This window comes from Flavobacterium sp. MMLR14_040, assembly GCF_033657265.1.
GTDB lineage: Bacteria > Bacteroidota > Bacteroidia > Flavobacteriales > Flavobacteriaceae > Flavobacterium.
Genome location: NZ_JAWVWO010000001.1, coordinates 292988 through 308842, shown reverse-complemented (window position 1 = coordinate 308842; position 15855 = coordinate 292988). Strand labels below are relative to the sequence as shown.

The following is a 15855-nucleotide window of genomic DNA, read 5'->3' as shown; positions in this document are numbered from 1 at the left end:
TTCTCTCTTCAACTAGCTTCTAATCAAATCACCTTCAATTTTTGAAGCTTCAATAATCTGATGAATATCAGCATCCAAAACTTCTTTTTTGATATCGGCAAATTTCAAAAACTCGATGTATACAATATCTAATTGTACTTTTGTAAGTTCGTAACCTACTTTTTTAGCACGATAAGCCAAAGCAGCTCTTCCGCTTCTTGCTGTAAGAATAATTGATGATTCATTTACACCCACATCAAGCGGATCCATGATCTCATAAGTTGCTCTGTTTTTGATAACACCATCCTGATGAATTCCTGAACTGTGTGCAAAAGCATTTGCACCAACAATTGCTTTATTTGGCTGAACAATCATTCCCATACTTTCAGAAACCAAACGGCTCATTTCGTTCAATTCTCTTGTATTGATGTTCGTATCTAAATTAAGGTAAGGATGTTGTTTGAAAATCATAACCACTTCTTCAAGTGCTGTATTTCCGGCTCTTTCGCCAATACCGTTAATAGTACATTCTATTTGTCTTGCTCCATTTATCGCACCTGCAATAGAGTTTGCAGTCGCCATTCCTAAATCATTATGACAGTGACATGAAAGGATTACGTTTTCGATTCCTTTTACGTTTTCTTTCAAATATTTAATCTTTGCTCCGTATTCTTCAGGCAGGCAATATCCTGTGGTATCAGGGATATTTAATACGGTTGCACCTGATTTAATTACTTCTTCACAAACTTTTGCAAGGAAAGCATTATCTGTTCTTCCGGCATCTTCTGCATAAAACTCAACATCTTCTACATAAGATTTTGCGTGTGCTACAGCATATTTTGCTCTTGCAATAATATCTTCTGGTGTAGTATTTAATTTGTGGAGTATATGAGATTGCGATGTTCCGATTCCGGTGTGGATTCTAGGTCTTTTAGCATGCTTTAAAGCGGCTGCAGCAACATCAATGTCGTTTTTTACGGCTCTTGTTAGTCCGCAGACGGTTGCATTTTCTACAATTTTACAAATCTCAGAAACCGATAAAAAATCGCCCGGACTTGACACAGGAAAACCCGCTTCGATAACGTCAACTCCCATTTTGTCAAGTCGTTCTGCGATAACTAATTTTTGTTTAGTATCTAACTTACATCCTGGAACTTGTTCACCATCGCGCAAAGTTGTGTCAAAAATTTGAACTTTCTCTCTATTCATATTCATTTATTTAATGTAATTTCACATCTTGATAACAAATATATATTGTACTTCTACAGTACGAAATTCATTTTAATGAAATTATACTGTTTATAACACAATTTATAACGTATTAAATAACTAAAAACCAATAAGTTACACTATTATATTTTACAATGGCTAACCATCAAAAAGATTTCTTATTTGTATTAATAAAATCGCTTTCGAAATCTGAAAAAAGACAGTTTAAAATTTTTGCAAGCCGATTAGAAACAAGTTCGAACACCAAGTTCATCGAATTATTCAACATTTTAGATAAATCTGAAACCTATGATGAAAAGCTTATTTTAAAAAGCGGAATCATCAAAAAAGTACAGTTATCTAACTTAAAATCATATTTGTACAAACAAATTTTAGTGAGTATTCGATTGAATATTCCCAGCCAGAATATTCGCTATCAATTGCGTGAACAAATAGATTTTGCCGTTATTCTCTATAATAAAGGATTGTACAAACAGAGTTTGAAAATTCTGGATAAAACAAAAATCATTGCGCTTGAAAATGATGAAAAATATATGGCGTATGAAATTGTTGAGTTCGAAAAACTAATAGAATCTCAATATATTACACGAAGTATTCAGGGTCGCGCCGATGAATTGGTCGTTCAGGCAAAAGAACTGAATTACAGAAATACAATTTCAAGCAAATTATCAAATTTATCGCTGCAATTGTACGGAATCATGCTAAAGACCGGTTACGTAAAGAGCGATGAAGAATATAAATACATTGACGATTATTTTAATAAACATATTGCCAAACTAGACGAAAGCAAATTCGGTTTCCGCGAGAAATACTGGTTTTACAATGCTAATCTTTGGCGCAGTTTCCTGGTTCAGGATTTTTTGGCGAGTTACAAATACGCCTATAAATGGGTTACCTTGTTTTATGACAATCCGAATATGATTTATCAAAATCCGGTGTTCTTTTTAAAGGGAAATCATTACTTTTTAGAGTCTTTATATATGTTGAAATACAAATCGAATTTCAAGAAATATTTAACTCTTATGGAGGAAACCATTGAGGATCCTAAATTTCCTGTAAACGACAACATTGCGTCGCTATCATTTTTATATATCTACAATAATAAGCTCAATTTGCATATTCTTGAAGGTACTTTTGCTGAAAGCGAATATTTGATTCCGGAGATTTTAGACAAATTAAAAATTCACAGCGAACATCTCGATGAACATCACGAAATGTTGTTTTTCTATAAAATTGCTTCTATTTATTTTGGAAACGAGAAGTATACAGAATGCATTTATTATTTAGATAAAATCATTAACAACAAGAACTTAACCATGCGCGAAGACTTAATGTGTTTCGCCAGACTTTTGTCGTTGATCGCACATTATGAATTAGGAAAAGATTATTATTTAGAAAATAATATAAAAAACACGTATAAGTTTCTAATAAAAATGAACGACTTGCACGAAGTTCAAAAAGAAATTATCAAATTTCTTAGAAGTCTGAATAATCTTTATCCTGCCGATATTAAAAAGGAATTCAAAAAAATGCACACACGTTTTGTAGAACTTGAAAATAATACGTACGAGAAAAGAGCTTTCCTTTATTTGGACATTATTTCGTGGCTGGAAAGCAAAATCGAAAATAGAAAAATTGCTGATATTATTAAGGAAAAGGCGAAGTTGAATAGCCGCTAAAAATTAAATTCCAAATTTTTTAAATTTTGAATTCCAATAAAAAAAGGCTTCGAAAACTATGTTTTCGAAGCCTTTTTGTCATCTCGACGGAGGAGAGATCACACTCGAAACTCCGCAAAGATTGTTTCTTTTAGCAACGGAATTTCTATTGTGATTCTTCGTTCCTCAGAATGACAAACTGCACGCAAGACAAACCGGACAGGTTTTAAAAACCTGTCCGGTTTAACTTTTAAGGCGCCTTATCTACAATAACAGCAAACCGTAGTTCCAGTCTGACATACATCTCCTCTGCCCGGCGTATTCGAAATAACTCCTCCAGCTTCGCCACATAATATAACGCATAAAGGAATACCTCCTGAAATAGACTTTTGAGCATTCTTACTTAAAATTTCAATGTTTTTTAGGTTTTTTAAACTTTTCATAATTTTGTTTGATTTGATTTTGTTTCTTAAGCTTTTCGGATTACGCTTTATTTATTCATTTTCAGATTAATAGAGTCTAAAAATAGAGAAATAAAACGGTAATATTCGTACAAAATTTAAAATTAACGTTAATTGAAAATATTATTCCTCGACAGTCCTGTCATTCTGAGAAACGAAGAATCTTCGCAAGTAACTCGACAAAGATTGGTCATTTTGTGTGCGGAGCTACTCGCGGAGATTCTTCGTTCCTCAGAATGACAAGATTGTGTTTAAATATTATAAAAAAATCCCAAACTCCATAATTGGAATTTGGGATTTTTAAAATTGGAATTTTTAAATTTTTATTCAACGATATTAGAACTCGTTACATAAAAATCTTTATCAACTTCTAACGTTCTGTTTTCATTAGTGGTTTTCTCTGATTGCCATTCTGTAGTTGGTTTCAACCAGGTTTCTACGCCGTTAATTTTTACTTTTACCGGCATATCAAACTTCGAAACACAATTTGTCCAGTGATAACCTAAAGTTCCATTTTTAAAAATATATTCAAAAACCGGAATTTGAGTTGTAGTCAAATATTGAGCAAAAACTCTGTTGAAATTAATTCCTGATTGTGTATTGATATAATCTTCAATTTGCTTAGAAGTAACTGTTTGGTGATAAAAAGTACTGTTTAAACCTCTCAAAATCGATTTCCATTTTGCATCATCATTTATAATCTGGCGCATTGTATGCAGCATATTTGCACCTTTTGGATACATATCGCCAGATCCTTCATTATTTACATCATAATGCCCAATAATTGGCTTATCGTTGTGAATGCCTTTTCTACAGCCTCTTACATATTCAGCTCCGGCTTCTTTTCCGTAGTAATACTCCACAAAAAGACTTTCAGAATAGTTGGTAAAACTCTCGTGAATCCACATATCAGCAATATCTTTATATGTAATATTGTTGGCAAACCATTCGTGGCCTGATTCGTGAATAATAATAAAATCAAATTTTAATCCCCAGCCCGTTCCGCTTAAATCACGACCTAAATAACCGTTTTTATATTCATTTCCGTAAGTTACGCTGCTTTGATGCTCCATACCTAAATAAGGTGCTTCTACCAATTTGTAACTATCTTCGTAAAACGGATAAGGTCCAAACCAGTTTTCAAATGCTTTTAGCATTCTTGGTGCGTCTTTAAATTGTTCTTTGGCTACAGCCAAATTATCGCGTAAAACGTAATAATTACAATCTAAATCGCCTTTTTCTCCTTTATATTTCTCAGAAAAATTAACGTAATCGCCAATATTAATGTTTACACCATAATTGTTAATTGGGTTCGAAACATACCAATTGAAGGTTTTAGTTCCGTCTTTTTGTTTTTTAACGCTTTGTAATCTTCCATTAGAAACATCCGTTAAATCTCCCGGAACATTCACGCTAATCAGCATATTTTCGACTTCATCATACATATGATCTTTGTTTGGCCACCAAATACTTGCGCCTAAACCCTGACAAGATGAAGCAATAAAATCTTTCCCGTTTTTATCTTTTTTCCATGTAATTCCACCATCCCAAGGCGGGCGAACGGCTTCTTTAGGTTTTCCTCCAAATGAAATTACGATTTCTTTCGTTTCACCTACTTTTTGAGCAGCTGCCAAATCTATAAAAAAAGCATTTCCGTCTCTTTTAAACTTCAATTCTTTTCCATCCTGTGTTACTTTGTAAATTTGCATTGGTTCCTGCAAATCAATCTGCATTTTATTATACGAAGTCAAAACAGTATAACGAACGGTATTTGAACCTGTAATGGTTTTTTCAGAAGGATTTACCTTAACATCAAGATGATAGTATTTTAAATCCCACCAGGCTCTTTCTTTTGTAATGCTTCCGCGAAGTGTATCCTGATGTGTAAAAACCGTTTCAGACTTGTTTAAAAGCCCTTGTGCATTTGTAGTAAAACAAACCAAAAAGGCAATAAAAAAGCCTCCAAAGTAATTTTTCATAATGGTAGAAATTGAAAATAATAACGTATTTATAGAACTTAATCTTCACAAAAGTAAACATTCGAATTAAGTTTTCTCAAATTTTATGATTTGACTATAAAAAACAAACCCTACAATTTTATTCTTGTAGGGTTTGTTTTGTTATGAATTCGAAATTCTAATTTGTAATATTAAATTCGGTTATATAAAAGTTTTTATCAACGATTATAGTTGGTTTATCACCTTTTGCATTCACAGCATTCCAGTTTGGTGTTGGTTTTAGCCAGGTTTCAACTCCGTTTAAAGTTACTTTTAAGGGCAAATCAAAGTTCTCGACACAATTGATCCAGTGATAAACTAATTTTTGATCTTTAAAGTAATATTCAAAAGTAGGCACATTGGGTGTTCTTAAATATTGATTAAAGACATTACTAAAATCAATTCCTGCTTGTGTACTGATGTAATCTTCAATTTGTTTTGTAGTAACCGTTTGGTGATAAAATGTACTATTCAGGCCTCGTAAAATTGATTTCCATTTTGCATCATCGTTTATCACCTGACGTATTGTATGAATCATATTGGCTCCCTTCGGATACATATCTCCAGATCCTTCCACATTTACATCATAATAGCCTATAATTGGTTTTTTATTGGTAATCACTTTTCGAATTCCTCGTATATATTCATTCGCAGCTTCTTTTCCATAATAATATTCCACAAAAAGTGCTTCTGAATAGGTTGTAAAACTTTCATGAATCCACATGTCAGCAATATCTTTGTATGTAATATTATTGGCAAACCATTCATGTCCGGATTCGTGAATGATGATATAATCGTACTTCAGTCCCCAGCCGCTTCCGCTCATATCAGTACCATTATATCCCTTTGTAAAGTTGTTTCCATAAGTTACACTACTTTGGTGCTCCATTCCTAAATACGGCGCTTCTACCAACTTGTAACTGTCTTCATAAAAAGGATAAGGTCCAAACCAGCTTTCAAACGCTTTTAGCATTCTTGGCGCATCCTTAAAATGTTCTTTGGCTACAGCCAAATTATCACGTAAAACATAATAACTACAGTCTAAATCGCCTTTTTCTCCTTTATATTTTTCTGAGAAATTTACGTAATCTCCAATATTGATGTTTACACCATAATTATTAATCGGATTTGCAACATACCAATTAAAGGTTTTAGTTCCATCTTTTTGTTTTTTAACGCTTTGCAATCTTCCGTTAGAAACATCCGTTAAATCTCCGGGAACATTTACGCTAATCAGCATATTTTCTACTTCATCGTACATATGATCTTTACACGGCCACCAAACACTGCCTCCCAATCCCTGGCAGGTTGAAGCAATAAAATCTTTTCCGTTTTTATCTTTTTTCCAGGTAAGTCCCCCATCCCACGGTGGGCGAACGGCTTCTTTTGGTTTTCCTCCGTAAAATATTATAATTTCTTTTGTTTCACCTACTTTTTGATTTTCAATTAAATTGATAAAAAATGCATTTCCATTTCTTTCAAATTTTAATTCTTTACCATTTTGAAGCACTTTATAAATTTGCATTGGTTCCTGCAAATCAATCTGCATCTTATTATTTTCTGCTAAAACAATATAACGAACCGTATTAGATCCGGTAATGGTTTTCTCAGCCGGATTTACTTTAATATCAAGATGGTAGTATTTCAAATCCCACCAGGCTCTTTCTTTTGTGATGCTTCCGCGAAGTGTATCCTGATGTGTAAAAACTGTTCCTGACTTTTTTAAAAGTCCCTGAGCATTGGCAGAAAAACCAATTAGAAAAGCTATTATAACACTCCCAACATATTTTTTCATTATAAATTAAGTTTTTGAATTAGTTATAATATTAGTATATTTTTTTAATTTATGTTACAGATTTGTATTCATATACAGTATTGTTTTTTTATTTTAGCTAAAATTTACCAGTTTTATGAAATTTAGCTCATTTTTATACCTTTTAACATTCCTGTATTCAGTAAATAATTATTCCCAGACATTTCCTATTCAGAAAAAAAATGATAAAATAACAATTGACGGTGATTTAATTGATTGGAAAACACCATTTCTAGGGCCTTTTGTAATTCATAATTCCGGAGAAAAAGCTACTCAAAACACAATGGTTTCACTTTCGTGGAATGACGAAAACCTTTATATAGCATATCATTCTAAGGATTCGAAAATAGTTGGAAAACTTCAGAAAAAAGATTCTAAAATCTATGAAGCTGATGATTTAGTAGAAGTATTTATTGATCCTGATGGCGATGGGAAAAACTATCTTGAAATTGGCATAAATGCTTTTTCTACCAATTATGATATGCTTATAAAGTGTATTTCTCCTGAATGCGGAGGCTGGAAAACAGCAATGAATTTTGATATTGAAGGATTAGAAGCTATCAGCAAAATAACTCCTGAAGGTTTTGATACCGAAATTAAAATCCCGTTTTCAAGCTTAGAAAAAATTGAAAACGGAAATTTTATAAAACCTAAAATTGGCACAAAATGGAAAGCAAATACTTTTAGAATTGATTACGGTAATACAACCGAATATCTTGCATTACAAGATTATAAAAGTTTGAAATTTGGTTTTCATCATCCGGAAGAATTTGCAGTTTTTGAGTTTGTGGAATAGCGAGGAAATGGCACGCGGATGACGCAGATTCGCTAAAGCGAAAACGCAGATTAACACGGATTTTTCTTTTTATTATTGTCAGACTGAGCGGAGTTGAAGTCCGGCAAAGTGAGTCAGCAAACGGGCTTCGGCTTCGGTCAGCCTGACATGAGACTTCCCTGCAAATGACATTTTTTGAATTAAAATAAAAAATCCGTATAAATCCGCGTCTTTGCAAAGCAAATCCGTTTAATCTGCGTATCATGACAAAGATTAATTACTTCTGTCTTTTCTTCAAAACATCTACAACATCATTCAGTTGAAAACCTTTTGCCTGCAATAAAATCAAATAGTGAAATAATAAATCAGCGCTTTCGCTAAGAAATAAATCATCATTATCATCTTTGGCTTCAATCACAACTTCTACTGCTTCTTCGCCCACTTTTTGAGCAATTTTATTGATTCCTTTTTCGAATAAAGAAGCCACATAACTTTTCTCAGAATCAGCGTTTTCTCTTCTAATTTTGATTGTGTTTTCAAGATCAGAAATAAAGCCATAATTTTCTTTGTTCTCTTCCTGCCAGCAAGTACCTGCGCCTGTGTGACAAGTTGGCCCAACAGGTTTTGCCTGAATTAAAAGCGTATCGCCGTCACAATCATTTTTGATACTTACCAGATTCAAAAAGTTGCCGCTCTCCTCACCTTTTGTCCAAAGTCTTTGTTTTGATCGGCTAAAAAAAGTAACTTTTTGTGTTTCTATGGTTTTTTGAATCGATTCTTCGTTCATATAACCCAGCATTAAAACATTTTTTGTTTCAGAATCCTGAATTATCGCCGGAATCAATCCGTGTGAGCTTTTTATATCTATGTTCATTTTTATAATTTTAGATTTTAGAGGTTAGATTTTAGATTTCTACACTCTATGATTATTTTTATTATTTTAGATTTTAGGGCTCAGATTTTAGATTCTTAAGATCTTTTCTAACTCTATTCTCTTTATTCTATATTCTATATTCTTTATCCTTTATTCTATTTTCTTTATTCTATTCTCTTTATTCTATTCTCTTTATTCTATATTCTTTATTCTATTCTCTTGCTTCTAAATCCTCACCTCAATATCACTCTTCCTCAATTCTTCTTTCAAAGCCTTAATTTCAATTTCCTTAAAGTGAAAAACGCTCGCAGCCAAAGCCGCATCTGCTTTTCCTTCTTTAAAAGAATCTACAAAATGCTGAATATTTCCTGCTCCGCCAGAAGCAATTATTGGAATATTAATCAGTTCTGAAAGTTTAGCTAAAGCTTCGTTTGCAAAACCATTTTTAGTTCCGTCATTATCCATTGAAGTAAATAAAATTTCTCCTGCGCCACGCTCAGCTACTTCTACAGCCCAATCGAATAGATTTAATTCAGTTGGAACTTTTCCTCCAACTAAATGTACAATCCATTGTCCTTCAATTTGTTTCGCGTCTATCGCGACAACAACGCATTGGCTTCCAAATTTCTGAGCCAAATCGTTAATCAATTGCGGATTTTTTACTGCCGATGAATTAATGGAAACTTTATCAGCGCCATTATTCAGCAAAATTTCAACATCTTCAACAGATGAAATTCCGCCGCCAACCGTAAACGGAATATTGATCTTTTCCGCCACGCTTCGTACCATATTTACCAGCGTTTTCCTGCGTTCTTCTGTTGCTGAAATATCCAGAAAAACCAATTCATCCGCTCCTTCAGCCGAATAAATTTCTGCCAGTTCTACAGGATCTCCCGCATCGCGCAAGTCAACGAAATTAACGCCTTTTACGGTTCTTCCGTTTTTTATATCCAAACAAGGAATAATTCTTTTTGCTAACATTTTTTTAATTTGTCAATGTGAAATAATGTGCCAATTAGAAAATTTGATAATTAGATAATTTTAAACGCACCGTAAAAAATCATCTAATTCTCTAATTGACACATTATCTAATTTTTATCTACTCAAATACAGGACTCAAAAACGTTCTTTCATAACTAATAATGCACCTTGTGTCTTCTGCAAGTTTAAAAGCGTCTACACATTCTTTGTCGTCTTTTGAAAACATTTGCTTTCGGTAATTCTCATAAACTGTTAAACTCGGAAAAGAAAACAACGCATAAGCAATATTATTTGCTCCTTCCGATGGCATAAAATAACCATGATGCTGCCCTCCCAAACGATTTACAATCTTAATCCATCTTTTACCATAATCCTCAAAAGCTTCCAATTGATAAGGATCTATAACGTATTTTAAGTGACAGGTTATCATATTTTGTTTTTTAATGTGACAATCTTTAATGTGACAATGAGATAATTAGTCAATTAGATAATTTTAAGCGTATTGAAACAATTATCTAATTTTCTAATTGGCACATTATCTAATTAATTCTCATTTACTAATTATGTAATTCTCTAACTGTTTGAGCGTAATTCTCCCTTCATAAATCGCTTTCCCAATAATTGTTCCTTCGCAGCCCAATTCTGCTAATTTAGGCAATTCGTCGAAAGTTGAAATTCCTCCCGAAGCGATTAGTTTTACACCTTTTGCTTCTGCTAATATTTTCTCGTACAAATCAAAACTTGGACCTTCCAGCATTCCGTCTTTGGCGATATCGGTACAAATAACGTACTGAATCCCTTTGGTTTGATAATCCTGAATAAACGGAATTAAATCTTCATTTGAATCTTCTAACCAACCTGAAACGGCTATTTTTTCGTCTTTCGCGTCAGCGCCCAAAATAATTTTATCTGATCCGTATTCAGAAATCCATTTTTCAAAAATCGCTCTGTTTTTTACGGCAATACTTCCGCCGGTAATTTGATTTGCACCGCTTTCAAAAGCAATTCTTAAATCATCATCCGATTTTAAGCCTCCGCCAAAATCAATTTTTAAACTGGTTTGATTCGCAATTTGTTCTAATATTTTATAATTAACGATTTTGCTCGATTTTGCACCGTCAAGATCTACCAAATGTAAATACTCAATTCCGTGCGCTTCAAATGATTTCGCCACTTCAAGCGGATTTTCGTTGTAAATTATTTTGGTATCGTAATCGCCTTTGGATAAACGAACACATTTTCCGTCGATGATATCTATGGCTGGTATTATTCTCATATTCTATTTTAGATTTATGATTTTAGAGTTTAGATTTCTAAAATTGATATTTTGATTGATTTTTGATATTGAAATTTTAAGAAACTGGAATTTTTAAAAAGTTTTCCAGTATTTTCTCCCCAACCGCTCCGCTTTTTTCCGGGTGAAACTGAGTTCCGTAAAAATTATCTTTCTGTAAAGCCGATGCGTATTCCAGTTCGTAATCCGTGGTAGCAATGGCTTCATCGCAATTTGGCGCGTAAAAACTATGCACCAAATACATGAATTCATTTTCTGAAATTCCTTTAAACAAATCCGATTTTAAATCATAAATCTGATTCCATCCCATTTGCGGCACTTTTACTTTTGATGTAAATTTAACTACATCAACATCAAAAATCCCCAAACCTTTCGTATTTCCTTCTTCAGATGAGTTGCACATCAATTGCATTCCCAGACAAATTCCCAAAACCGGTTGTTGCAATTTCGGAATCAAACTATCCAAACCGCTTTCACGAAGTTTAGCCATCGCTGAACTCGCCTCGCCAACGCCAGGAAAAATCACTTTATCAGCCGCCAGAATTTCTTCCGGATTGTTACTCAAAACTGCTTTAAAACCCAGTCTTTCAATAGCAAACATAATGCTCTGAATATTTCCTGCTCCGTAATTTATAATTACTATTTTCAATTTATTTTAGATTTAGATTTTAGATTTTAGATTTCTCTTCAATGTAAAATCATTAATTACTATTTTAATATCAAGTTCAATATTACCAATGTGAATGAACCGGTTTTATCTATATACAGCTCCAGAGGAGCATAATATTTATAGCTAATAATTCTCGTAATTTCAATCAAGCTCCAGCGGAGCGATATTACGTTTCATTATATGCCACCCCGCTGGGGTTTCTACAAACAAATCATAAATTTCTATAAATATAATGTCCCTCTGGGACTTACTTCAAACATTTATTTTAACTTGAAACCTAAAACTTGAAACATTTTTTCACCCTCTTAAAGCATTCCCTTTGTCGAAGGCAAAATCATTTTTTCTGTATCTCTTTTCACCGCTACTTTTATTGCTTTCGCGAAAGCTTTAAAAATTGCTTCAATTTTATGGTGTTCGTTTGTTCCTTCGGCTTTGATGTTTATGTTTGCTTTTGCACCGTCAGAGAAGGATTTAAAGAAATGATAGAACATTTCTGTTGGCATTTTGCCTACCATTTCGCGTTTAAATTCGGTTTCCCAAACCAGCCAGTTTCTACCACCAAAATCAATCGCAACCTGCGCTAAACAATCGTCCATTGGCAAACAGAAACCGTAGCGTTCGATTCCTAATTTATTTCCTAATGCTTTTGCAAAAACTTCACCCAAAGCGATCGCCGTATCTTCAATCGTGTGGTGTTCATCAACTTCAAGATCACCTTTTACCAAGATTTCTAAATCCATTTGACCGTGACGCGAAATCTGATCTAACATATGATCAAAAAAAGCAATTCCGGTTTCGATTTTACTTTTTCCGGTTCCGTCCAGATTTAAATCGATAAAAATATCCGTTTCATTGGTTTTACGCGTAATCGATGCCGAACGTGCTTCGAGTTTCAAAAACTCATAAATTCTCTTCCAATCTGTTGTCTGCAAGATAATTGTATCGTTCAGTTCCTCTCTTATTGACGAAATTTCATTACTTCCAATTCCGTCTGTCATATTCATAAAAATCGCTTTTGCACCCAGGTTTTTCGCCAGTTCAACATCTGTCAAACGATCTCCCAAAACAAAAGAATTCGCCAAATCATATTCCGGATTATCAAGATATTTTGTCAACATTCCCGTTCTTGGTTTACGTGTTGGCGCGTTATCTTCAGGAAAAGATCGGTCTACAAAAATATCATCAAACAAAACACCTTCATTTTCAAAGGCTTTTAAAATAAAATTCTGCGTTGGCCAAAACGTATCTTCCGGAAAGCTATCTGTTCCCAAACCATCCTGATTGGTGACCATTGCCAATTCATAATTTAATTCATTGGCAATTTTAGCCAAATATTGAAAAACTTTCGGATAAAATTCTAATTTATCCAAACTGTCCAATTGATAATTTTCAGGTTCTAAAACAATCGTGCCATCACGATCGATAAAAAGTACTTTTTTCATATATTTTTTTGTTTTGCCACAGATTACCCAGATTTAAAAGATTTCTTTTGCCACGAATTTCACTAATTTTCACTAATTTAATTTGTGTTAATTTGTGAAATTCGTGGCGAAAAACTATTACAAAAAGAATAAAAAAATCATTTTAATCATTTTAATCTGTGGCTAATATTTTTTAGCTCAACAGCTTTAATTCTTTAATTAATACTGCATTTTCCTCAGGTATTCCAATCGTAAAACGCAGGCAGTTTTCGCATAAAGGCTGAGTTGTTCTGTTACGAATTACAATTCCTTTTGCTATTAATTCGTCATATCTTTTATTAGCATTATCTACTTTTACTAATACAAAATTAGCTTCTGTTGGATAAACTTTTTCAACAAAATTTACTTCCAGTAAAACTTTAAGTAATTCTTCTCTTTGTTCAATAATAGAAGCTATTTCCTGTTTTATTTTATCTGAATCTTTTAAACGTTCAATTGCTCTTTGCTGCGTTAATTCGTTTACATTATACGGCGGTTTTATTTTGTTTAAAACTGCAATTACAGCTTCTGATGCATAACAAATTCCCAGACGAATTCCAGCCAAACCGTATGCTTTTGAAAGCGTTTGTGTAATGACCAAATTTGGATATTCATCAATTTCTGTTAGCCAGCTTTCCTTGCCCGAAAAATCAATATAAGCTTCATCAATTACAACCAGGCCTTTAAAATTCTGAAGCAATTTTACCACGCTTTCATCAGAAAAGGAATTTCCTGTTGGATTATTGGGCGAACATAAAAAGATAATTTTTGTATTTTCATCAACCGCTTCTAAAATTTCCTCTACTTGTGGCTGAAAATCTGTCGAAAGTAAAATTTCTCTATTTTCTACCGCATTAATGTTTGCCAAAACGCCGTACATTCCGTAAGTCGGTGGTAACGAAATAATATTGTCAATTTTTGGCTCACAAAAAGCCCTGAAAAGTAAATCTAAAACTTCGTCGCTTCCGTTTCCTAATAAAATCTGACTTGATTTTACCATTTTATTCTTTGCCAAAATCGCCTTAACAGAACTCTGCTGCGGGTCCGGATAACGGTTTACGCCATTTTGAAACGGATTTTCATTGGCATCCAAAAAAATCATTTGTGCTGTATCGAAATCTTCAAACTCGTCTCGCGCAGACGAATACGGTTTTAGTGTTTTTACGTTTTCACGTGTTATTGTGTTTATATCGAATTTCATTATCTTAATTTTTAGAAAATAGAAAATAGAATAAAGAGAATAGACTTCTCATTTTATTCGTAAAATTTTCTAATTCTTTGTTCTATATTCTATATTCTTTACTCTATACTCTATATTCTTTACTCTAAACTCTTCAATCTCAAAGTAACAGCATTTTTATGCGCTTGCAAACCTTCGGTTTCTGCCATAATTTCAATCGCTTTCCCGATATTTTGAATTCCTTTTTCGGTTATTTTCTGAAAAGTCATTGATTTCATAAAGCTATCCAGGTTGACACCGCTGTAATTCTTTGCATAGCCGTTTGTTGGCAAAGTATGATTGGTTCCAGAGGCGTAATCTCCGGCACTTTCAGGCGTATAATTTCCAATAAAAACCGAACCCGCGTTTATGATTCCGTTACAATAAAAATCATCAAATTCTGAACAGATAATAAAGTGTTCCGGTCCATATTCATTGATTAAATCCAAAGCAATCTGATCGTTTTGTACATAAATCAATTTTGAATTTTCAATTGCTTTTTTTGCAATTTCTTTTCTCGGAAGTTCTTCAATTTGAGTTTGAATTTCCTTTTCGACAGCATCAATTAATCTTTTTGAAGTCGAAACTAAAATAACCTGACTGTCTGTTCCGTGTTCTGCCTGAGATAATAAATCCGAAGCCACAAATGCAGGAACGGCAGTATCATCGGCCACAACTAACAATTCTGATGGCCCTGCCGGCATATCAATCGCAACACCAAATTGGGTTGCCAATTGTTTTGCCACAGTTACAAACTGATTTCCAGGTCCAAAAATCTTGTATACTTTTGGTATTGATTTTGTTCCAAATGTCATTCCGGCAATCGCCTGAATACCGCCTACTTTTAATATTTTGGTAACCCCGCACAAATTGGCTGCGTATAAAATTGCCGGATTAATTTTTCCGTTTTTATCCGGTGGCGAGCATAATACGATTTCTTTAGAACCCGCAATTTCGGCAGGAACAGCAAGCATCAAAACGGTTGAAAACAAAGGCGCCGTTCCACCCGGAATATATAATCCTATTTTCTGAATTGGGCGTTTTTCCTGCCAGCAATTTACGCCTTCAATTGTTTCTATGGAAATTCTGTCCGTTTTTTGAGCCGCGTGAAATTTATAAATATTACTCTTTGCTAACTGAATCGCATCTTTTAATTCACTTGAAATCAAACTAATAGCTTCTTCAATTTCTGCAGGAGTTACTGTATAGTTTTCCAAAGTAATTCCGTCGAAAATTGAAGTGTATTTTGCAACAGCTTCATCGCCTTTTTTCTGTACTTCTTTAAAGATTTCTTTTACCGTAACTTCGATATCATCGATTGTTTTGGTTGGTCTTTTTAATATTTCTGACCAGGTTTCTGGTTTTGGATTGTCTATTTTATTCATGCTGTATTATTTTACCGCAAAGGCGCAAGGTTTTTTTAATTCTTTGTCTTTAAAAACGC

General features: G+C 33.5%; 13 protein-coding genes. 2 read left to right on the top strand and 11 right to left on the bottom strand.

Features of this window, described 5'->3' with window-relative positions:
• Positions 1-12: 12 nt before the first annotated feature.
• Entirely contained in the window at positions 13-1188 is a 1176-nt protein-coding gene (locus SD960_RS01415; protein WP_318800453.1) for a 2-isopropylmalate synthase, read from the bottom strand.
• Between the two features lie 155 nt (positions 1189-1343).
• Between SD960_RS01415 and SD960_RS01410 the strand changes: the two genes are divergently transcribed.
• On the top strand, positions 1344-2888 hold the full coding sequence (locus tag SD960_RS01410) for a hypothetical protein (RefSeq protein WP_318800452.1): 1545 nt from the start codon (positions 1344-1346) through the stop codon (positions 2886-2888).
• 763 nt (positions 2889-3651) lie between these two features.
• Here the strand turns inward: SD960_RS01410 and SD960_RS01405 are convergent.
• Entirely contained in the window at positions 3652-5307 is a 1656-nt protein-coding gene (locus tag SD960_RS01405; RefSeq protein ID WP_318800451.1) for a M1 family metallopeptidase, read from the bottom strand.
• Positions 5308-5464: 157 nt separating this feature from the next.
• Positions 5465-7120 carry a M1 family metallopeptidase gene (locus tag SD960_RS01400; RefSeq protein WP_318800450.1) on the bottom strand — a complete coding sequence of 552 codons (1656 nt, stop codon included), beginning with the start codon at positions 7118-7120 and terminating at the stop codon, positions 5465-5467.
• 115 nt (positions 7121-7235) lie between these two features.
• Between SD960_RS01400 and SD960_RS01395 the strand changes: the two genes are divergently transcribed.
• Positions 7236-7934, top strand: coding sequence for a carbohydrate-binding family 9-like protein (locus SD960_RS01395; RefSeq protein ID WP_318800449.1), 699 nt, complete (start codon positions 7236-7238; stop codon positions 7932-7934).
• Positions 7935-8190: 256 nt separating this feature from the next.
• Here the strand turns inward: SD960_RS01395 and hisIE are convergent, their stop codons facing one another.
• The 8 genes from hisIE to hisD all read right to left on the bottom strand — a co-directional run bounded on the left by hisIE (position 8191) and on the right by hisD (position 15796).
• Entirely contained in the window at positions 8191-8787 is a 597-nt protein-coding gene (gene hisIE / locus SD960_RS01390) for a bifunctional phosphoribosyl-AMP cyclohydrolase/phosphoribosyl-ATP diphosphatase HisIE (RefSeq protein WP_318800448.1), read from the bottom strand.
• 225 nt (positions 8788-9012) lie between these two features.
• Entirely contained in the window at positions 9013-9768 is a 756-nt protein-coding gene (hisF, locus tag SD960_RS01385; RefSeq protein WP_318800447.1) for an imidazole glycerol phosphate synthase subunit HisF, read from the bottom strand.
• A gap of 118 nt (positions 9769-9886) precedes the next feature.
• A complete protein-coding gene (locus tag SD960_RS01380; protein ID WP_318800446.1) occupies positions 9887-10198 on the bottom strand; it encodes an NIPSNAP family protein in 312 nt (103 codons plus the stop codon).
• 120 nt (positions 10199-10318) lie between these two features.
• A complete protein-coding gene (hisA, locus tag SD960_RS01375; protein ID WP_318800445.1) occupies positions 10319-11044 on the bottom strand; it encodes a 1-(5-phosphoribosyl)-5-[(5-phosphoribosylamino)methylideneamino]imidazole-4-carboxamide isomerase in 726 nt (241 codons plus the stop codon).
• A gap of 76 nt (positions 11045-11120) precedes the next feature.
• Positions 11121-11711 carry an imidazole glycerol phosphate synthase subunit HisH gene (gene hisH, locus SD960_RS01370; protein ID WP_318800444.1) on the bottom strand — a complete coding sequence of 197 codons (591 nt, stop codon included), beginning with the start codon at positions 11709-11711 and terminating at the stop codon, positions 11121-11123.
• Positions 11712-12037: 326 nt separating this feature from the next.
• On the bottom strand, positions 12038-13174 hold the full coding sequence (gene hisB, locus SD960_RS01365) for a bifunctional histidinol-phosphatase/imidazoleglycerol-phosphate dehydratase HisB (protein WP_318800443.1): 1137 nt from the start codon (positions 13172-13174) through the stop codon (positions 12038-12040).
• Positions 13175-13346: 172 nt separating this feature from the next.
• Positions 13347-14393 carry a histidinol-phosphate transaminase gene (hisC, locus tag SD960_RS01360; protein ID WP_318800442.1) on the bottom strand — a complete coding sequence of 349 codons (1047 nt, stop codon included), beginning with the start codon at positions 14391-14393 and terminating at the stop codon, positions 13347-13349.
• Positions 14394-14512: 119 nt separating this feature from the next.
• A complete protein-coding gene (gene hisD / locus SD960_RS01355; RefSeq protein ID WP_318800441.1) occupies positions 14513-15796 on the bottom strand; it encodes a histidinol dehydrogenase in 1284 nt (427 codons plus the stop codon).
• Positions 15797-15855: the final 59 nt, after the last annotated feature.

Bases quoted from the DNA above. Each gene is read 5' to 3' on its own strand.
- SD960_RS01415 (WP_318800453.1), bottom strand. From the start codon at position 1,188: ATGAATAGAGAGAAAGTTCAAATTTTTGACACAACTTTGCGCGATGGT.
- SD960_RS01410 (WP_318800452.1), top strand. From the start codon at position 1,344: ATGGCTAACCATCAAAAAGATTTCTTATTTGTATTAATAAAATCGCTT.
- SD960_RS01405 (WP_318800451.1), bottom strand. From the start codon at position 5,307: ATGAAAAATTACTTTGGAGGCTTTTTTATTGCCTTTTTGGTTTGTTTT.
- SD960_RS01400 (WP_318800450.1), bottom strand. From the start codon at position 7,120: ATGAAAAAATATGTTGGGAGTGTTATAATAGCTTTTCTAATTGGTTTT.
- SD960_RS01395 (WP_318800449.1), top strand. From the start codon at position 7,236: ATGAAATTTAGCTCATTTTTATACCTTTTAACATTCCTGTATTCAGTA.
- hisIE (WP_318800448.1), bottom strand. From the start codon at position 8,787: ATGAACATAGATATAAAAAGCTCACACGGATTGATTCCGGCGATAATT.
- hisF (WP_318800447.1), bottom strand. From the start codon at position 9,768: ATGTTAGCAAAAAGAATTATTCCTTGTTTGGATATAAAAAACGGAAGA.
- SD960_RS01380 (WP_318800446.1), bottom strand. From the start codon at position 10,198: ATGATAACCTGTCACTTAAAATACGTTATAGATCCTTATCAATTGGAA.
- hisA (WP_318800445.1), bottom strand. From the start codon at position 11,044: ATGAGAATAATACCAGCCATAGATATCATCGACGGAAAATGTGTTCGT.
- hisB (WP_318800443.1), bottom strand. From the start codon at position 13,174: ATGAAAAAAGTACTTTTTATCGATCGTGATGGCACGATTGTTTTAGAA.
- hisC (WP_318800442.1), bottom strand. From the start codon at position 14,393: ATGAAATTCGATATAAACACAATAACACGTGAAAACGTAAAAACACTA.
- hisD (WP_318800441.1), bottom strand. From the start codon at position 15,796: ATGAATAAAATAGACAATCCAAAACCAGAAACCTGGTCAGAAATATTA.